The following is an 18,748-nucleotide window of genomic DNA, read 5'->3' on the forward strand; positions in this document are numbered from 1 at the left end:
AAAAACACCATGGCGCATAAACTCACCCCGTTCATCACGGCGGAACAGATATCCCAACGCGTTGCCGAGCTCGGCAGCGAGATTACGACTAGCTACGGCAAAGGCGGTTCGCTGGTCTGCATCTGCGTGCTCAAGGGCGCGTTTCTCTTTTATTCCGATCTGATCCGAAAGATCGACCTCGGCATCGAGGTGGACTTCGTTCGCCTGGCCAGCTACGGCACGGCCACATCCCGCGGCGACGACATCGTCTTTTCCAAGGACCTGGAGATTTCCATCGAGGGCAAGGACGTGCTCGTCGTCGAAGACATCGTGGACACCGGCCACTCCATGGACTTCCTGCTGCATGTGTTGCGCGGAAGAAAACCGAAGAGTTTGAAAATCTGTTCGCTTATTGATAAGCATGAGCGCAGGGAGAAGAAGGTCGCCGTGGATTTCGCGGGCTTCAAACTGGACGACGGGTTCATCGTCGGCTACGGCCTGGACTACGCCGAACGCTACAGAGAGTTGGACGGAATTTACGAATTGTCCACGGAATAAGGATAATCGGAGTAATACATTATGATCGTCACCTGCCCGAATTGCCAGACCCGCTACAACCTGCCCGACGACAAGGTGCCGGCTGGAGGCGCCAAGGTCAAATGCTCCAAGTGCGCCCACGTGTTCAAGGCGGAACTGCCGCCGTCCACCCCCGAGGAGGAAGTGGAGAGCCTGCTGGAAGAGCAGGCTCCGGCCACGGACACGCAGGCGGGTGACGATTTCGACGAGACCTTCAACGAAATGGCCGCCGGGGCCGGAGGGGAACCCTCGGAAGAGCCGGGCGATGAACTCGGCGATGAGGAGGGTGCGACAGCGCCTGCAGAGCCTGCCTCCGACGACGCCGGGCCCGAAGAATCCATGCCCGGCATGGACGATCTTTTCGACGAGGTGGAGGATGCCTCCGAGCCTGACGAATCTCCCGAAGCTCCCGAGTCCGAAGACGATTCTCTCTTCGAGGAGGAAGAGGATGCCGGGAGCATGGCCGACGATGTGGAGGCCCTGTTCGGCGACGACGAAGAAGACGACACCGACGATCTCTTCGCCGATGACGAGGAGGATGAAGGCGGGACCGATGTGGACGATCTCTTCGGCGATGACGAAGAGGAGGAAGAGGAACCGGGTGATGCCGGCGCTCCGGTTGAGGATGATCTTTTCGCGGAAGACGACTTGGAAGACGAGGGCCTCGAAGATGAGGAAGGCGAAGAAGATGCCTTCAAAGGCAAGACGGATTTCGGCCTTGATGAGACTGCCGAGGAACCCAAAAGCAACCGCAAGCAGTTGGGATGCCTTGTCATTCTCCTGGTTGTCCTCCTTGGTCTCGGTGCCGCGATATATTTCCGGGCCTGGACTCTGCTCGGGGTCGACCTGGGCACCTACTTTCAGAACGTGCCGTACATCGGCAAGCTGTTCATGGAAGAGACCGGTGGCGATGGCGAGACCGCGCCCGGGGAATCCCCGGCCGACCGGGTCCGCAAGATAGAGCTCCGCAACGTCAAGCAGTACTACGTGGCCAACGAGAAGACCGGCAACCTGTTCGTGGTCGAAGGCAAGGCGGTGAACAAGTTCACCACGCCCAAGGAACGGATAAAAGTCGAGGTGGTTCTCTATGACGGCACGGGCAACGTGCTTACCTCCAAGTCCTTCCTGTGCGGCAACGTGCTTTCCCAGTTCCAGCTGCAGGTGCAGACCCGCAAGGAGATCGAGGAAGGGCTAGCCAGCGAAGTCGGCATTCTTTCCAACAACACCTTCCTCAGGCCCGGGGCGTCCACGCCCTTCATGGCCGTGTTCTTCGAGCCCCCGGCAGGGGTCAAGGAGTTCCTGGTCAAGGTGGTCGACGTGGGTGATCCCGAGTAAACGGGAGCACCAGTAAAGAGAGCGGGGGAGGCGCTTGCGCGCCTTCCTTTTTGTTAAAAAGGAATACCGCTCAGGCCAGGCGTGACACCGCTTTCCGGAGGGTGAGGCACTTTGGGAGAAAAAGCACAAATATGCCAGAAACGCATTGACGCGAAACCGGCCCCTGTGTTACTTCTCCTCCACTTGTGAAGGATTGCACGAAATGGTTTTTCCGGGTCGTGGCCCGGTCAGGGTGAAACTACTTCACAAGGAAGCGAACATGTTCTTTTCAAAAGACGGACGATGGAAAAATGTAGTGCAGGTCGGCGGAACGGCCAGCACCATGGGACTGCACATTGTGTCGGCCATCATCGTCGGACTGACGTTCGGATACTTTCTGGACGATTATTTCGGGACCAAGCCCTACCTGATCATGATCTTTTTCGTGCTCGGGGTGCTCGCAGGCTTCAAGGCGGTTTTCGAGGATTTCCGGAAGCTACAACGGCGTCAGGAAGAACAGCAACATGGTTCTTTGAAACAGGAAGGGAAAAAGAGTGCTGGAGATGATCAATCAGAAGCTTGAGCCGCTGCTCGTGAAGTGGGGCTTTCAGCGTACTGATACGCGTATCGTCGTCCGCAATCAGATTTACGTGTCGCTGGGGACCTCTCTAGTGATCGTGCTGGTAACACTGTTCTCCCGGTGGTCTCTCGCTTATGCGGCTGGGGCGGTGCTCGCCCTCATCAACTTCTGGACGCTTGCCCGCGTTGTCCAGACGTTGGTCTACGAGCCAAAAGGCGGACCATTCAAACTGTTTGTCATATTCATGGTGAAGATGACTCTGAGCGGGCTGGCCTTGTACTGGCTAATAGGAGTTGAACGCGTTCCCCACTGGGGGTTGATATCGGGAATAGGCACCGTGCCTTTAAATATCACGGTGACGGGCCTGATGCAGCTGGGGAACAAAAAGCCTAGATTGTAAGGAGGCTTGGATATGGGTTTTTCAGGCGGACTTCAGCATCCTCTGCTCTATGCTGACATGATCAAATCCGTTGGGCACTGGGGTGCTTCAATGGAACACGCCCTCGGCGTTGAGTCCATCAACCACGTGATTTACATGTGGATCGCGATGGCGATTCTTTTTTCTCTGGGTCTGATCGTCCGTGGCCGCTTGCAGCTGGTCCCCGGCGGTCTCCAGAATGTCATGGAGACCATCTTCGGCGGTCTGGAAGACTTCGTTGTCTCCAACCTCGGCGAGGAAGGTCGGCAGTTCATGCCGCTCCTCGGCACGATCTTCATCTTCATCCTGACCATGAACCTGATGGGCCTTATCCCGGGTTGTGACGCCGCCACGGCGAACATCAACACCCCGGCGGCCATGGCCATCATCGTGTTCGTGTTCTACCAGTTCGTCGGTATCCGCAAATGGGGCGCCGGCTACATCAAGCACTTCATGGGTCCGGTCGGCTTCCTGGCGCCGCTCATGCTGATCCTCGAGCCCATCTCTCACCTTGCTCGTCCGCTCAGCCTGACGCTTCGTCTCTTCGGTAACATCCGCGGTGAGGAAATCGTCCTCGTCCTGATGTTCATGCTGGCTCCGATCTTTGGTTCCCTGCCGATGTACTTCCTGTTCATCCTGGCTAAGACCATCCAGGCATTCATCTTCTTCATGCTGACGATGCTCTACCTGCAGGGCGCCATCGAACACGCTCACTAGAAGCGGGTTCACACCAATTATGGGGAAATGGTCCTTGGACCAAAACAATATTAAATGATTCCACTTGGAGGATTCACTAATGAAAATCGCTAAGATTCTGTTCACCACCCTGGCTATGGTTCTGGTTGCTTCCGTTGCTTTCGCTTCCGAAGGTGCTGATCCCGTCATGTCCGCCAAAGCTTACGCCACTGCCATCGGCATGGGCATCGCCGCCGGTCTCTGCGGCATCGGCCAGGGCATGGGCGTGAAGGGCGCTTGTGAAGGTATCGCCCGCAACCCCGAAGCCGGTGGCCAGCTCTCCACCACCCTGATCCTCGGCCTGGCATTCATCGAGTCTCTCGCCATTTACGCCCTGGTCGTCAACCTGATCCTGCTCTTCGTCGTCTAGTTTTAGACCGCAAAGATGTATACAAAGGGAGACTTCGGTCTCCCTTTTTCACCCCTTTTCTTGTTAAAAGTTTCACATGTTTGGCGCACACGTTGCGCCCTACGCGTTATTTGAGCCATGAAAAGCGAACACATCCCCAAAGCGACCATAGGTCGGCTCGCCGTGTACATCCAGGTTCTGGAGAACCTGTTGCGAGATGGCACCGACGTGATCTCTTCGGAGAAGCTGGCCCGCGCCTGCTCGGTCAACTCCTCGCAGATCAGAAAGGATCTGGCTTACTTCGGTGAATTCGGAGTTCGCGGAGTCGGCTATTACGTCCAGGAGTTGATCACTTCCATCAAGCAGTCCCTGGGTATCGACAGGGTCTGGAAGTGCGCGCTCATCGGTGTCGGCAACATGGGAGCGGCGCTACTGCGTCACCACGATTTCGAGCGGCGCGGTTTCAAGATCGAAGCCGCCTTCGACTGCGACCCCGACAAGATCGGGCGCGAGTTCGAGAATCTGGAGATCGTCTGCCCCACGCACCTGAAGGAGCAGGCTCCCGAGATGGGATTGGAAATCGGCATTATCACCACGCCGCCGGACCGCGCCCAGCGGGCCGCCAATCACCTGGTGGACGCCAATATCCGTGGCATCATCAACTTTGCTCCGGCGCGGATCAACGTTCCTCCGCATGTTCCGGTCGAGTACGTCGACTTCTTTGACCACCTCTATTCCATCGCTTTCCAGATTACTCTGGGCAACGACTAGCTCGTCATATTTCTGAATTTGCATCGGGCGAACCGCGTAAAGCGGTTCGCCTTTTTTTTGCGCTCTGTGCGGTGCTGAAGGCAGAGTCCTTTCTCCCATTACCCATCAGATAGTGGGATTCAGGATTTGTGTATGACTCGGAACTGATTATTCCTAACATCTCCTCGAATCGGGATTCTAGAGATGAGTACACACGACTGCGAACGGCCTTCTCTGAAGAGCTCAGGCTGTTCGTTGTCAGCACAGATAATGTGGGAGGGTGTCCTTCTTGGTGATGCTGCGGAAGACTATGCATAGAGAGGGAAGTGGCGCCTGCTAAAACAAACAGCTCCATGCCTACGATGAGGCATGGAGCTGTTTGGGGTGTTTCTGGAAAGCGGGATCAGGCCTTGAAACGATAGCCTACCCCGCGGACAGTCTCAATGAAGGATGCGTAAGGTCCGAGCTTCTGGCGCAGGCGGCGGACATGAGTATCCACCGTGCGGGAGTAGCCTTCGAAGTGGGTGTCCCAGACCGTGTCCAGGAGGTTGTCGCGGGTCTGGACTTTGCCTGCGCCGGAAATGAGGACGGTGAGGAGCTTGAACTCCGTGGCGGTGAGGGAAATCTCCTCATCGTCCACACTGAGCTGGTGGGCTTCGAAGTCAACCCTCAGGCCGTTGCGCTCCCACTGCTTGGGGGCGTCGGGTTCGGGGGCGCCGGAGCGGCGCAGCACGGCCTTAATGCGCAGAATCAATTCGCGGGGTGAAAAGGGTTTGACCACGTAGTCGTCGGCTCCCAGCTCAAGGCCGACTATCTTGTCGACCTCTTCGCCCTTGGCAGTGAGCATGATGACGGGGATACGCGAGAGTGAGGGGTCGCTTTTAAGTTGGCGGCATGTTTCCAGGCCGTCCATGCCGGGCATCATGAGATCGAGGAGAACGATGTCCGGCTTGAAGGCGGCAGCGAGATTCAGCCCGCCCTGGCCATCCTCGGCCACGGCAACGTCAAATCCGGCTGAGGCGAGATTGTATTTGAGCAATTCCCTGGTGTCACGGTGGTCTTCGACAACCAGAACCTTCTGTGCAGACACGAGCGCTTCTCCTTCGGTGGAATGGATTGTTACGGCCTGCTATAGCCCATATTCTGTTAAGTCAGTGTTACGGGACCGTAACTTTATCGAAACGAAATGTCATATATTTTTGGGCTTGTCGTTTCTGGCATGTCCAGGCAGCGAGGAAATGAGGCCCCCGGATAAGTAGCGGGCCTAAAGCGTGTTCTTGGAAAAGTGCGGTAATTTACCCTTAAGAGGAATGGCGGGCGGACCGATAGTACAAGCAGGAAATGAAACTCGCATAATACGGACGGAGACGATCATGTATTACTACGGATTCGATAAGAAATTTCCCTCGGGAAGCAAGTACTGGTCGATATATGACGACCAACTCATCGGCATGCTGTTTTCGAAGATCGTGAACAAGACGATGTCTCTGGAACAGCACGATGCAAACACCGAGGAGTTAGTAGACGAGATGGTCCACAACCTGTTCGATTTGTGCTTTTACATCAACAAGGATTTCCACGACTGCTAGCGGTGGTTTGATTACGTCTCGAGCTCCCGGGAAAGTTGCGGCAAGGACGGCATAACGCCGTGGCTTGCCGTTTTCTTTTGGAGACCAAGCAGGTTGACTCGGTTCAAGTCGGGTGCTTTGTTTTTCGGATGTCGCGGGGCTTTCCAGTATTCGAGGGGAGAATAGGGTGAGGATGCAGGCGAAACTTACGGTTGTGTTGGTGGCCATTGGACTCTTTAGCTGCTGCACAGTGGGGTTCATGGCTTTTTATCTGGTCGAGCGCGACTTTCAGCATGCCGCCCAGCGACAGGCGTTTCAAGGCTTCGTGCTGGACTTCAAGGACTACTGGACTACGTATGGCGGCTGGAAGGCGGCCCGCAGGGCCGAAACATTCGACAGTTTCGTGCGTCGAAATCACAGAAAGCACCTGCCCCGCGTCCCACGTGAAGGACAGCCGCTCGGAGACCGCTGGCTCAACCCTCCGTTCAGGTATGTTGTGATGGATGGAAAGGGGATGGTGATCATGGGCGCCGGGATATACGAAGAGGGGGCCATTGCTCCGGATGAAGTGCGCCAGCGAGCCGTTCCCATAGAAATAGGCGGTCAGGCCGTTGCATGGGCCGATAGAGTTGGCATGGCCTCGTTGAGTCCCCAGGATGTCCGCTATCTTGGGGCCGTGGGCGAATCCCTGGTCAAGGGCGCAGGCATCGCCATCGGTCTGTCGATCATCCTGGGGCTTGTTTTCGGGCGCGGATTGAGCCGTTCGGTGAGCAAGCTCACCTCGGCCATCAGAAAGATGCAGGAGTCCAGGGAGGAAGAGCACCATGTGGACATACCTTCCGATGACGAGCTGGGGGAACTGGCGGATGCGTTCAATGCCATGAGCAGCGAGCTGGCCGTTGCACACAGAGAGTTGCGTCAGCTGAGCGTTCGGGACCCGCTGACGGCTTTGTACAACCGGAGGCACTTCGATGAGCAGGCCGCGCAACTTTGCCGGCAGGCAGACCGTTATGGCTCTCCCCTGTCTCTCATGATCGGTGATCTGGACCACTTCAAGCAGATCAATGACGAGTTTTCCCACAAGATGGGAGACAAGGTGCTGCGGATCGTGGCGTCCATCATGACGGAAACCACACGGGAAAGCGACGTCGTTGCCCGTTTCGGCGGCGAGGAGTTCGTGGTGCTGTTCCCAAACACGTCATGCCCGCAGGCTGCCGTTTCCTGCGAGCACATTCGAAAAAGCATAGAAGCGTACCCTTGGCATGAACTGGACCCGAGGCTCGCGGTGACCATGAGCATGGGGGTGAGCGGGGAATCCTGTGACGGTGTCAACGGGCTGTTGTCCGCAGCGGACTCCCTGCTTTACCAGGCGAAGCGGGACGGCAGGAACCGGGTGGCCTGCCCGTCGGATCACGCCTGACCGGATCAGTCCGCCAGGCAGGTCTTGACCGCCGTGATCACGTCCTCCACGTCTTCGTCCGTCAGCTTGGGCGAGAGCGGCAGGCTGATGGTCTGGCGGCCGATGGCCACGGCGTGGGGGGTGTCTTCCAGCTTCCAGCCGAACCGTTCCTGATAGTAGGGGTGCTCCGGGACGGCCAGATAGTGAACGCCGCAACCGATGTTCTCACGGTTCATGCGCATCAGGAACTCGTCACGGTCGATGCCGCAGGGCACCGGGTCAATCAGCAGGGTGTAGAGATGCCTGGCGTGGCGGGTGCCCGGCTCTTCGGGCGCGGGCTGTCCCACGGGCAGGGTGCGGAAAGCCTCCTGGTAGCGGTCCCATATCTCGCAGCGTCGGACAAAGCACTGCTCTACGCGCTTGAGCTGGTGGATGCCGATGGCGGCCTGGATGTCCATCATGTTGTATTTGAATCCGGCGTGTATCACCTGGTAGTGCTTGTATCCGTCGTCCGAGAAACGTTTCCATGCGTCGGCGGACATGCCGTGCAGCCCCAGCACCTTGACGTTCCTGATGTCCTCTTCCTCGCGGGCGATGACCATGCCGCCCTCGCCGGTGCAGACGTTCTTGGTGACGTAAAAGGAGAAGCAGCCGAAATCGCCGAAGGTCCCGGCGTGTTGTCCTTTGTAGGTGGTCTCGATGGCGTGGGCGCAGTCCTCCACCACCTTGAGGCCATGTTCGCGGGCAATGGCCATGATGGGGTCCATGTCGCAGGCGCGTCCGGCGAAGTGGACCGGCAGGATGGCCCGGGTGCGGTCCGTGATCTTTTCGCGGATGCGATCCGGGTCTATGTTCATGGTCACCGGGTCCACATCCGCCAGGACAGGCGTGCAGCCGGCGTGGATGATGGCGTTGACCGAGGCGCAGAAGGTCAGCGGGGTGGTGATGACCTCGTCGCCGGGCTTCAGGCCCAGCGCCACGAGGCTCAGGTGCAGGGCTGCGGTGCAGGAGTTGCAGGCCGCAGCGTATCCCCCGCCGAGGTAAGCGGCGAAATCGGACTCGAACCGGGCCACCTTGGGGCCGGTCCCGAGCCAGCCGGACCGCATTGATGCAGCCACTTCGTCTATTTCGTCCTGCTCGATAAGCGGGGCTCCGAAAACCAGAAAATTATCTTTGGTACGAACGGGCATGTTCGCGATACTCCTTGGAAGGGTTGTGTGTGCGCGAGCAGTAGCAGATATTGCGCAAGGGGTAAATATCGACTAGTGACGGGGGGAGGCTGGCGCTGCCGCCAAAACCCCGGCCGCCAAAGGATATGGTTTGAATTTTCTGCTCCTGGCTTCCGCTCTCGCACCTTCCGCCATACTGCTCTGGCTGTTTCTCTCCAGCGACGAATATCCGGAGCCGCCCCACGTGGTCCTGACTACCTTTCTGCTCGGATTCCTGCTCGGTCCGGGGCTGCTGGTGTTCTTTGCATATCTGGAGCCGTTCATTGGCGGCCTGACTTCGACCAATCCCTACATCTACGGCGCTGGCGCGGCCTTTCTCATGGCCGCCGTGCCGGAAGAGATCGGCAAGTTTCTGATCCTGCGCTGCTACGCCATCCCGCACCGGGAATTTGACGAACCCATGGACGGCATCGTCTACGGCGTGACCGCTTCCCTGGGCTTCGCCACCATGGAGAATCTCATCTACGTGTACCAGGGCGGATTGCAGACAGCCCTGTGGCGAGCCGTGACTTCGCTCCCCTGCCATGCCATGCTCGGCGCCATCATGGGCTACCATGCTGGCCGGGCGGTTTTTTCCACCCATACGCGGCGTTCATCCTATTTCAAGGCGCTGCTCATTCCGATCGCGCTTCACGGTCTGTTCGACCTAGCTCCCCTGACCTTTCGTGCAGCGGGCAAGCTTGGAACGCCCATCTCGCCCTGGGCCGGTTACGCACTGAGCCTGCTGTTTCTGGCGGTGGTCAGGCAGGAGGTGGTGCTCGCGGCCAAGGCCACGGGCACGCTCAGGGCCTGGCAGCGAAGGGGAAGGGGCCCCCGGTTCGTGTTCGAGGGTGCCTGGCGGCCGTTCAAAAAGGCGGGGCGGGCCGCAGTGGCTCCGGCCCAAAGCCTCGAGCGGAACATGGAGCGGCTGGGCCGGGAGGTGCTCGGCGCGGGGAACAGGGCAGCTTCCGCCCGCGTCATGGCGGTGATTTTCACCAGCGCCTGTCTGGTCTGCCTGGTCGCGCTGGTCTGGGTGGCGGCCACCGGCAGCCCCGGTTTGATGGAGTTATTCATATTGGGTGGGTTGTCCACCCTGTTCGGCATGCATGCGGTTAACTATCTGGTACGGACGGAAGAACCGGGATCGGCGGAATCGCCGAATACCGGGGGGCGACCGGACGGAGAGTAGCGGTTTCGTCATGGTTGGTGACGATCGGGAAACGCCCTAATACCGCAGTTGCGCTTTGTTACAGCATTGGCTATGTAACCCTCCGGTCCAATCCCGGACCGGCAAGAATCATCTGATATGAGGTACCGCAATGATCAGACCTGATTTCAAGAAAATGGATGGGTTGATACCCGCCATCGCCCAGGATGCCGAAACCGGCGAGATCCTGATGATGGCCTACATGAATGAACAGTCCTGGGACAAAACCCTGGAGACCGGCGAGGCCCATTATTGGAGCCGCAGCCGCAAGACGCTATGGCATAAGGGCGGTACCTCGGGCCATACGCAGAAGGTGAAGTCCATCCGCATCGATTGCGACGACGACACCTTGGTGCTTCTCATCGACCAGATCGGCGGCGCGGCCTGTCACAAGGGCTATCGCTCCTGCTTTTATCGCGAACTCAAGGATGGCGAGGTGACGCAGTGCGCCCCTCTCGTCTTCGACCCCAAAGAGGTATATAAATAATGTCTGAACAATTTCTTCGACTCGGTGTCCCCAAAGGCTCCCTCCAGGAGGCGACCATAAATCTTTTCGCCAAGGCCGGATGGAAGATCAAGCTGCACAACCGCAACTACTTCCCTGACATCGACGACGACCGCATCAAGTGCTCTCTGGCACGCGCCCAGGAAATGTCCGTCTATGTGGAAAACGGAACCTTTGACGTCGGTCTGACCGGCATGGACTGGATCAAGGAAAACAAGTCCGATGTCGTGGTCGTGGACGACCTGATCTATTCCAAGGTCTCCAACCGCAAGGCGCGCTGGGTGCTCTGCGTCAGGGGTGACTCCCCCTACAAGCGGCCCGAGGACCTGGAAGGCAAGAAAATCGCCACCGAGCTGATGGGCTTCACCAAGGAATACTTCTCCTCCCAGGGCATCAACGTGGACGTCTCCTTCTCCTGGGGCACCACCGAGGCCAAGGTGGTCGAGGGACTGTGCGACGGTATCGTGGAGATCACCGAGACCGGCACGACCATTCGCGCCAACGGCCTGCGCATCATCGCCGAGCTGATGCAGACCAACACTCAGCTCATCGCCAACAAGGAAGCCTGGGAAGATCCCGAGAAGCGCAAGCTTATCAAGGAGATCAACCTGCTTCTCCAGGGCGCTCTCCGGGCCGAGAAGATGGTCGGCCTGAAAATGAACCTGCCCAAGGACAAGCTGGCCGAACTGAACGGCTCCCTGCCTTCCCTGAACTCCCCCACCGTGGCCGAGTTGCAGGACCCCAACTGGCTCTCCGTGGAAATCATGGTCGAGGAGAAGGTTGTCCGCAACCTGATCCCTCAGCTGGTGGAATTCGGCGCAGAGGGTATCATCGAATACCCGCTGAACAAAGTCATCTAGGCTTTCCCGACAGACGCAACAGGGGCCGGGTGGACATAGTCCACCCGGCCTTTTTGTGTTTGGCCGGTCTGTTCGGCCCGTATCGGAAGGGCGGTTTGGGAGCGGAACTCCGTTTATGTCAAACGCACGAGGAAAATTCGGTGGCAGGCGGTTTGTTTTTTACATTCAAGGGGAGGTTTGCTAGGTTTCGACACCTTTTGCGGGTCAGAGCAGGAGGGCGCCCGAACGGGCGGATTCCATGTCAGGACAATCGCCGTTGCGCGGCGTCGACATATTTCGGGGGAGTGCGCTTCCCCACGGGTTTTTCGTGCATAAGGAAGGTCATTTCAAATGGGTGCGTTAACCGGAATCATCCGAACTATCGACCGGCTCAATCTCTGGGTCGGCAAGCTGGCGGGGTATGTGGCCCTGCTCATGGTGCTCGTGGTCACCACCGACGTGATCATGCGCTACCTGTTCAACATCACATTCGTGGCCGTGCAGGAGCTGGAGTGGCACCTGTTCGGTGTGCTGTTCCTCCTCGGCGCGGGCTACACGCTCATGGTCGACGGCCATGTGCGCGTGGACGTCTTCTATCAGCGCCTCTCCCCCAAGGGGCGGGCGTGGATCAACCTCATCGGCGTCCTGCTGTTCCTGCTGCCGGGCTGCTTCCTGGTGCTCGAAACCTCCTGGAAGTTCTTCCTGGAAGCGTTGAGGATCGGCGAAGGCTCCCCGGACCCGGGCGGGCTCCCGGCGCGCTACGTGCTCAAGTTTTTCATCCCGTTCGGCTTTTCCCTGGTCATGCTTCAGGGCGTCTCCATGGGACTCAAGGCGTTCCTGGAGATCATCGGCAAGCCCTACGCGGATCCCAACGCCGAAGAGCAGGGGGAGGTGGTCTAGATGATGGAAGCGCTTCCCCTGATCATGTTCGCGGTGCTGACCATCCTGCTGATGTTCGGCTTTCCCGTGGCATTCACCCTGCTCGGCACCTCCCTGACCTTCGGCCTGATCGGCTTCGGCTGGGATTTCTTCAATCTGCTGCCCCTGCGCATCTGGGGCACCATGAACAACTTCACGCTCATCGCGGTGCCGCTCTTCGTATTCATGGGCGTCATGCTGGAGCGATCCGGGCTGGCCGAAGACCTGCTTGAGACCATGGCCCTGCTCTTCGGGCGCATGTGCGGCGGCCTGGCCGTATCCGTGGTTATCGTGGGCATGCTGCTCGGCGCGTCCACCGGCATCGTCGGCGCCACTGTGGTGACCATGGGCCTCATCTCCCTGCCGACCATGATTCGTCGCGGCTACCAGACCGAGTTGGCCACGGGCGTGATCTCGGCCTCGGGCACCCTGGGGCAGATCATCCCGCCGTCAATCGTGCTCGTGCTGCTGGGCGACATCATCGGCGTGTCCGTGGGCGACCTGTTCATGGGCGCTGTCATCCCCGGCATGCTCCTGGTGGGCCTGTACTGCGTCTACATCATCGTCTACTCGCACTTCAACAAGACCTGCGCCCCGACCATTCCCGACGAGGAGTGGGCGGAGATCAAGGCCGCCGGATTGTGGACCCGCGTGGTCAAGGCACTGGTGCCGCCCCTGCTGCTCATGACCTGCGTGCTCGGCTCCATCTTCGCGGGCATCGCCTCGCCCACCGAGGCCGCCGCCGTGGGCGCTTTCGGCGCCATCGTGCTCTCGATCCTCAACGGGCGCTTCACCTTTCAGAAGCTCAAGGAAACCATGCGCAGCACCATGGTGCTGACCTGCATGGTCTTCATCATCCTGGTGGGCGCGGGCGCGTTCGGCCTGGTCTTCCGCGGCCTGGGCGGCGACCACGTCATCCGCAGCTACATCACCCATCTGGCCTTCGACAAATGGACGGTCATGTTCATCGTCATGGGCATCATCTTCGTCATCGGCTTCTTCCTGGACTTCATCGAGATCACCTTCATCCACATTCCGGTGCTGGCTCCGATCATGAAGGACTTCGGGTTCGATCCGCTCTGGTTCGCCATCCTGTTCGCGGTGAACCTCCAGACCTCGTTCATGACACCGCCCTTTGGCTTCTCGCTCTTCTTCCTCAAGGGCGTGGCTCCGCCGGACGTGAGGACCGGGCAGATATACAAGGGCATCATTCCCTTCGTGTTCCTGCAGCTCCTCGGTCTGGGGCTGGTGGTCGCCTTCCCGGAGATAGCCACCTGGCTCCCCCGGGTGGTCTTCAGCAACTAGCCGGACCACAGATAACAACAAACGCCCCGCCGAGTATCCTCGACGGGGCGTTTCTCTTGTCTTTTGAGGCGGTTATTCGCCGTTCTTCTTTTTCCAGTCTTCCCACTCCTTCTGGGTGAGCTTGCCGTCGTTGTTACGGTCGGCTTCCTTGATGATGCGCTCGGCGTTGAGGGGATAGTGATGGGTGATCTCGGCGCGCATGAGCACCTTGTCGCCGTCCTTGTCGATCTCCACGAACCCGGTGGTGAAGTGGATGCGATTCAGGGCGCAGAACTGGACCCGGGCGTCGGCGCTGTGGTCCACGTAGATCAGCTCCATGGACTGCTTGCCGGTCAGTCGGCCGGAGGCGGACTCGTTCTTGTTCTCCGCGATGATGATTCGTCCGTTGTCGTAGATGCCCACCAGCTTCTCGCGGGTCAGGACCTTCTTCTTGAAGTAGAGCTTGTAGCCGGTGAAGGTGTTGCCGTTCTGCACGTCGATGACGATGGCGCATTCGCTTTCGATGACGCGGTCCAGGGTCTGGATTTTGGTTTCGCCTTTCCAGGTGCCCCGAAGTTCCGGGACCTGCTGGGCATAGGCGGTTGCGGCCAGGAGGAGCAGGGCGGCCAGGACGGTGGTGAAAATGGTGCGCTTCATCAGTGAACTCCTTGAATGAGGGTGTGATTTGGCGAACCGTAACACGGACCCGACGGTTCGCGTCAATAATAAATGCCCCGGGAACACCTCGCCCGACTGCTGACGGGCTGCCTGAATTCTGTATGTTCTCCCCGCGAAGCGGCCCCAAAGAGTTTAGGAAAAGGAGGGGATGGGGGTCCGGGGGAAGGGGAGGAAAGAACCCTTTGCAAAGGGTTTTTCCTCCCCTTCCTCCGGTCGCCGGAGGCAATCCACGAAAAAAAGGCGCGGGGAATATTCCCCGCGCCTTTGCTTATTCAGTTGCGTGCCTGGGGCGCTATGCGTAGCGCTCGGCGATGGTGTCGAAGTAGGTGCGCGACGAGACGTCGGCCCAGGCGCCCCACTGTTCCTGGAACTTGTTGAAGGACGCGGCAACCTTGGTGGCCATGGGCGACTTGGTCGCCTCTTCGGCCACGACCTCGCGGGCCATGACCCGCAGGTCGGCCAGGACCTGCTCCGGGAGGCGCTTGACCTGGACATTGTGCTTGGTGATGAGCTCTTCCAGAGCTGCGCCGTTGCGGGCTTCGAACTCGCACAGGCCTTCCATGTTGGTCTGGGCCGCGGCGGCCTCGAGGATGGCCTGGAGGTCCTTGGGCAGGGCCATGAACTTGTCCTTGTTGAACATGACGTCCAGGCAGCTGCCGCCTTCGTGCCAGCCCGGGGTGTAGTAGTACTTGGCGGCCTGGTAGAAGCCCATGCGCAGGTCATGCAGGGGGCCGACCCATTCGGTGGCGTCGATGACGCCGCGCTCCAGGGAGGTGAAGATTTCGCCGCCTGCCAGCAGGACCACGGTGCCGCCGGCGCGGGCAACAACCTTGCCGCCGAGGCCGGGGATGCGCATTTTCAGGCCTTTGAAGTCATCGATGGTGTTGATTTCCTTGTTGAACCAGCCGGCCATCTGAACGCCGGTGTTACCCATGGGGCGGCCGATCAGGTTGAACTGGCCGTAGACCTCGTCCCACAGGTCGAGGCCGCCGCCGGAGTAGAACCAGGTGTTCAGACCCTGGGCGTTGAGGCCGAAGGGCACGGCAGAGAACCACTGGCACGCCGGGTCCTTGCCCGCCCAGTAGTAGGGGGAGCCGGAGCCGCACTCGGCGGTGCCGGAGGAGACGGCGTCGAACACGCCGAGGCCGGGAACCAGCTCGTTGGCGGCGTAGACGTCGATGACCATCTTGCCGCCGCTCATCTCCTCGACCTTCTTGGCCAGGGACTCGGCACCGGTCTGCAGGATGGGGAACTTGGGCGGCCAGGTGGTGACCATCCGCCACTTGACGACCTTGTTGACCTGGGCCGGGGCGGCGGCCTGGTTGGCGGGTTTGTCTTCACCCTGGCAACCGGCGAGCAGCGCGGTGCCGCCGGCCAGGCCTGCGATGGCGGCCTTGCTCAGAAAATCACGACGTTTCATCCTAACCTCCACGGTATAGACTGCGTTATCGGCCTTCTTGGGCCGGATTCTGTACTGTTGGTGAATACGTGCACCAATTGGCGGGGAATGGCAAGCGATCAGGGCGTTTCTGCGATTTCGTGCGGATGTTGAGAGGGTGGATTGTTTTATTTAGGTTGACGTTTTGTGTGCGTGTGGATAAAAATGTTTTACTAAAATTGACTATCGAGGTGAAACATGATTCCGAGCAGGCAGAAGGGAGAGGGATTTCCGGCCCTTGAGGAAACCGCGCCGTGGGCGATGGCCGTGGGGGCGTTGGCCTGTGCGCGGCACCGCCTGCCTCTGGCCGGGGAGGCCGTGCCCGCCGGGTTTCCGTCGCCTGCCGAGGAGTATCTGGAGCGGCCCCTGGACCTGAACGAGTACGTGGCGCCGCGCCCGGAGGCGACCTTCTTCGTCCGGGTGTCAGGGGACTCCATGATCGGGGCTGGCATCCATCATGGCGACCTCCTGGTGGTGGACCGCTCCCAGGAGCCGAGGCCCGGCAATGTGGTCATCGCCCTGGTCGATGGCGAGTTCACGGTCAAGCGATTGGTGCGGGAGGGCGAAGGGCTGGTGCTGGCCCCGGAGAACGAGGCCTACGCGCCTATTGCGCTCACGCCCGAGACCGAATTCTCGGTATGGGGTGTGGTCCGTCACGTGGTGCACCGGGTTTAGCGGGTGCCATGACGGGATTCTCGTGGCGAGACCATCCCGTTTCACCCGGGACCGGCGAGAGGCCAATTCATGCCCGCTGCCTACGCGCTCATCGACTGCAACAATTTCTACGCGTCCTGCGAGCGGGTCTTTCGGCCTGAGCTGCGAGGTCGTCCCGTGGTCGTGCTCTCCAACAACGACGGGTGCGTCATCGCCCGGTCCGCCGAGGCCAAGGAGCTGGGCGTGGGTATGGGGACCCCGTATTTCAAGTGCCGGACCATGCTGGAGCGACAAGGCGTGGCCGTGTTCTCCTCCAACTATGCCCTGTACGGCGACCTGTCAGCCCGGGTCATGCGCGTGCTGGGCCGCTTTTGTCCCAGCGTGGAAATCTACTCCATCGACGAGGCCTTTGCCGACCTTTCGGGCGTGCCCGGCGGGGCGGCTGCGTTCTCCCGCCGGTTGCGGGCCACGGTGGAGGCGTGGACCGGCATCCCGGTCTCCATCGGCCTCGGGCCGACCAAGACCCTGGCCAAGCTGGCCAACCGGTTTGCCAAGAAGCAGCCACGCTGCCGGGGCGTGTTCGACCTGGCAGCCAGTCCGGACCCGGACCGGGTGTTGCGCTGGACCGACGTGGGCGAAGTCTGGGGCATCGGGCCACGCCACGCCAAGCGGCTTCGCAAGCTCGGGGTGCGTACCGCCCTGGACTTCCGGGAACTGAAGCGGGAGTGGGTGCGGCGGAAGATGACCGTGACCGGCCTGCACACCCTGCTGGAGCTGCGCGGGTTGCCCTGTCTGGACTTCGCCTCGGGGCCGCCGTCCAAAAAGACCATCGTGTCCTCACGTTCCTTCGGCCACCCGGTTACCCGCCTGGAGGATCTCATGGAGGCTACGGCCCAGTATGCCACTCGCGCTGCGGAGAAGCTTCGTCGGCAGCGCTCGGTGGCGGGGCATGTGCTCGTTCATCTGGAGACCAATCGGTTTCGCCTGGGAGAGCCCCAGTACAATAACGCCGCGCCCGTGCCCCTGGCCGTGGCCACGGCGCACACCCCGGACCTGATCCGCGCTGCCCAGGCCGGGCTCAAGCGCATCTTTCGCGATGGTTACGCCTACAAGAAGTGCGGGGTCATGCTTTCCGGGCTGGAATCCGAGGATGGGCGCTGGCTCAGCCTGCTGGATCTGCCGCCGGACGCCCATGGCCGTCACGCGCCGCTCATGCGGGCCGTGGACGCGTGCAACTCCCGCTGGGGGCGGGACACGGTCAAGTTTGCGGCCTCTGGTCTGAACGGGACCTGGCGCATGCGCCGCGAGCTGTGTTCTCCGCGCTACACCACGGCGTGGGAGGAGCTGCTTACGGTCAAGGCCGGGTAGGGGGCATGCGTGGACGTATGTCGCTGTACAGTAAAAAATCTAGATTTGAAGCCGCCATAAGGCGGCCTCTGCTTCTGGTTCTCACAAAAGCAGAGGCCGTATTTTAGTCTGACCGGTGCCCGGCGCTTTCCGAACGTTGCCGGATCATTTCTCCCGGTGCACCGCGAAGGGCGAGAAGGCCTGCGCCACGGGCATTACTTCCAGGGAGTTGATGTTCACGTGGGCGGGCAGGGTGGTGGCCCAGTATACGATCTCGGCGATGTCCTCGCCCACGATGGGCTGCATGCCCTCGTAGACCTTGTCGGCCTGGATCTTGTCCCCGCCGAAGCGGATGACGGAGAATTCGGTCTCGCACAGGCCCGGCTCCACATTGGTCACGCGGATTTTGGTGCCCAGGAGGTCGGAGCGCAGGTTTTTTGAGAAGTGGTTCACGAAGGCCTTAGTGCCGCCGTAGCAGTTGCCGCCGGGGTAGGGGTAGGTCCCTGCCACGGAGCCGAGGTTGACGATGTGCCCCCGGTCACGTTCGACCATGCCGGGCAGCAGGGCGCGGGTCATGTACATGAGGCCCTTGATGTTGGTGTCGATCATGGTCTCCCACTGGTCCAGGTCACACTCCTGGGCGGGCTCCATGCCTAGGGCCAGGCCCGCGTTGTTGACCAGCACGTCCACCTCGGCGAATTCGCCGGGCAGTCCGGCAACGGCGTCAAAGGCTGCCTGGCGGTCGCGAACGTCGTAGCAGAGGGTGTGCACCTGAGCCGGAGCCAAGGCCTCCTTGATCTGGGCCAGGCGTTCCTCGCGTCGTCCGGTGATGATTATTTTCCAGCCTTCGGCGGCGTAGCGCTCGGCCATGGCCTTTCCGAATCCGGCTGTTGCGCCGGTAATGAGTACGGTTTTGGGCATTTCCCACTCCTGTTTTGCGGTTCGGAGGCGAAAGTATCGTATTCGGCATGGCATGGGAAGGCGGTTTTGGGGCCTCCGGGT

Annotated in this window: 21 protein-coding genes; 16 read left to right on the forward strand and 5 right to left on the reverse strand. The window is 60.0% G+C overall.

Annotation, left to right across the window (positions count from 1 at the left end):
* Window positions 1-9: 9 nt before the first annotated feature.
* The 7 genes from hpt (at window position 10) to GM415_RS06945 (ending at window position 4,722) form a co-directional block, all read left to right on the forward strand.
* Window positions 10-537, forward strand: a complete 528-nt coding sequence (hpt, locus tag GM415_RS06915; RefSeq protein WP_158947090.1) for a hypoxanthine phosphoribosyltransferase — start codon at window positions 10-12, stop codon at window positions 535-537.
* Window positions 538-558: 21 nt separating this feature from the next.
* Complete coding sequence (locus tag GM415_RS06920; RefSeq protein WP_158947091.1) at window positions 559-1,890, forward strand: DUF3426 domain-containing protein; 1,332 nt, start codon at window positions 559-561, stop codon at window positions 1,888-1,890.
* A 259-nt stretch (window positions 1,891-2,149) separates the two neighbouring features.
* Window positions 2,150-2,452, forward strand: coding sequence for an AtpZ/AtpI family protein (locus GM415_RS06925; protein ID WP_158947092.1), 303 nt, complete (start codon window positions 2,150-2,152; stop codon window positions 2,450-2,452).
* Complete coding sequence (locus GM415_RS06930) at window positions 2,433-2,849, forward strand: ATP synthase subunit I (RefSeq protein WP_158947093.1); 417 nt, start codon at window positions 2,433-2,435, stop codon at window positions 2,847-2,849. Before GM415_RS06925 ends, GM415_RS06930 begins: the two co-directional genes overlap by 20 nt.
* A 12-nt stretch (window positions 2,850-2,861) precedes the next feature.
* Window positions 2,862-3,584: a F0F1 ATP synthase subunit A gene (atpB, locus tag GM415_RS06935; RefSeq protein ID WP_158947094.1), complete on the forward strand. Its 723-nt coding sequence runs from the start codon at window positions 2,862-2,864 to the stop codon at window positions 3,582-3,584.
* A 79-nt stretch (window positions 3,585-3,663) separates the two neighbouring features.
* Entirely contained in the window at window positions 3,664-3,972 is a 309-nt protein-coding gene (locus GM415_RS06940) for an ATP synthase F0 subunit C (protein WP_014323136.1), read from the forward strand.
* Between the two features lie 117 nt (window positions 3,973-4,089).
* The gene (locus GM415_RS06945; protein ID WP_158947095.1) at window positions 4,090-4,722 is read left to right on the forward strand and encodes a redox-sensing transcriptional repressor Rex; all 633 of its coding nucleotides are present in this window, start codon (window positions 4,090-4,092) and stop codon (window positions 4,720-4,722) included.
* A 382-nt stretch (window positions 4,723-5,104) separates the two neighbouring features.
* Here the strand turns inward: GM415_RS06945 and GM415_RS06950 are convergent, their stop codons facing one another.
* Complete coding sequence (locus GM415_RS06950) at window positions 5,105-5,791, reverse strand: response regulator (RefSeq protein WP_158947096.1); 687 nt, start codon at window positions 5,789-5,791, stop codon at window positions 5,105-5,107.
* Window positions 5,792-6,074: 283 nt separating this feature from the next.
* On the opposite strand from GM415_RS06950, the gene GM415_RS06955 reads away from it, so the two are divergent.
* Both GM415_RS06955 and GM415_RS06960 read left to right on the forward strand, forming a co-directional pair.
* Window positions 6,075-6,290, forward strand: coding sequence for a hypothetical protein (locus GM415_RS06955; protein WP_158947097.1), 216 nt, complete (start codon window positions 6,075-6,077; stop codon window positions 6,288-6,290).
* A 238-nt stretch (window positions 6,291-6,528) separates the two neighbouring features.
* Window positions 6,529-7,689 carry a GGDEF domain-containing protein gene (locus GM415_RS06960; RefSeq protein WP_158947098.1) on the forward strand — a complete coding sequence of 387 codons (1,161 nt, stop codon included), beginning with the start codon at window positions 6,529-6,531 and terminating at the stop codon, window positions 7,687-7,689.
* 5 nt (window positions 7,690-7,694) lie between these two features.
* Here the strand turns inward: GM415_RS06960 and GM415_RS06965 are convergent, their stop codons facing one another.
* Window positions 7,695-8,858 (reverse strand): DegT/DnrJ/EryC1/StrS family aminotransferase, encoded by a 1,164-nt coding sequence (locus GM415_RS06965; RefSeq protein WP_158947099.1) that lies wholly within the window; start codon window positions 8,856-8,858, stop codon window positions 7,695-7,697.
* A gap of 130 nt (window positions 8,859-8,988) precedes the next feature.
* On the opposite strand from GM415_RS06965, the gene GM415_RS06970 reads away from it, so the two are divergent.
* From GM415_RS06970 to GM415_RS06990, 5 genes are all read left to right on the forward strand, one after another.
* The gene (locus tag GM415_RS06970; protein WP_158947100.1) at window positions 8,989-10,065 is read left to right on the forward strand and encodes a PrsW family intramembrane metalloprotease; all 1,077 of its coding nucleotides are present in this window, start codon (window positions 8,989-8,991) and stop codon (window positions 10,063-10,065) included.
* A 130-nt stretch (window positions 10,066-10,195) separates the two neighbouring features.
* On the forward strand, window positions 10,196-10,570 hold the full coding sequence (gene hisI / locus GM415_RS06975) for a phosphoribosyl-AMP cyclohydrolase (protein WP_158947101.1): 375 nt from the start codon (window positions 10,196-10,198) through the stop codon (window positions 10,568-10,570).
* On the forward strand, window positions 10,570-11,448 hold the full coding sequence (hisG, locus tag GM415_RS06980) for an ATP phosphoribosyltransferase (RefSeq protein WP_158947102.1): 879 nt from the start codon (window positions 10,570-10,572) through the stop codon (window positions 11,446-11,448). Before hisI ends, hisG begins: the two co-directional genes overlap by 1 nt.
* A gap of 330 nt (window positions 11,449-11,778) precedes the next feature.
* The gene (locus tag GM415_RS06985; RefSeq protein WP_158947103.1) at window positions 11,779-12,327 is read left to right on the forward strand and encodes a TRAP transporter small permease subunit; all 549 of its coding nucleotides are present in this window, start codon (window positions 11,779-11,781) and stop codon (window positions 12,325-12,327) included.
* A complete protein-coding gene (locus GM415_RS06990; protein WP_158947104.1) occupies window positions 12,328-13,650 on the forward strand; it encodes a TRAP transporter large permease in 1,323 nt (440 codons plus the stop codon).
* A gap of 72 nt (window positions 13,651-13,722) precedes the next feature.
* Here the strand turns inward: GM415_RS06990 and GM415_RS06995 are convergent, their stop codons facing one another.
* Window positions 13,723-14,286, reverse strand: coding sequence for an EF-hand domain-containing protein (locus tag GM415_RS06995; protein ID WP_158947105.1), 564 nt, complete (start codon window positions 14,284-14,286; stop codon window positions 13,723-13,725).
* 313 nt (window positions 14,287-14,599) lie between these two features.
* Window positions 14,600-15,727 (reverse strand): TRAP transporter substrate-binding protein, encoded by a 1,128-nt coding sequence (locus tag GM415_RS07000; protein ID WP_158947106.1) that lies wholly within the window; start codon window positions 15,725-15,727, stop codon window positions 14,600-14,602.
* A gap of 279 nt (window positions 15,728-16,006) precedes the next feature.
* Between GM415_RS07000 and GM415_RS07005 the strand changes: the two genes are divergently transcribed.
* Together GM415_RS07005 and GM415_RS07010 are read left to right on the forward strand one after the other, a co-directional pair.
* Complete coding sequence (locus GM415_RS07005; protein WP_158950807.1) at window positions 16,007-16,420, forward strand: LexA family protein; 414 nt, start codon at window positions 16,007-16,009, stop codon at window positions 16,418-16,420.
* A 69-nt stretch (window positions 16,421-16,489) separates the two neighbouring features.
* A complete protein-coding gene (locus GM415_RS07010) occupies window positions 16,490-17,767 on the forward strand; it encodes a Y-family DNA polymerase (protein ID WP_158947107.1) in 1,278 nt (425 codons plus the stop codon).
* 144 nt (window positions 17,768-17,911) lie between these two features.
* On the opposite strand, the gene GM415_RS07015 is transcribed toward GM415_RS07010, so the two are convergent.
* Window positions 17,912-18,667: an SDR family oxidoreductase gene (locus GM415_RS07015; RefSeq protein WP_158947108.1), complete on the reverse strand. Its 756-nt coding sequence runs from the start codon at window positions 18,665-18,667 to the stop codon at window positions 17,912-17,914.
* Between the last annotated feature and the right edge of the window lie 81 nt (window positions 18,668-18,748).

It is taken from the genome of Pseudodesulfovibrio cashew, from assembly GCF_009762795.1.
Taxonomy (GTDB): Bacteria; Desulfobacterota; Desulfovibrionia; order Desulfovibrionales; family Desulfovibrionaceae; genus Pseudodesulfovibrio; species Pseudodesulfovibrio cashew.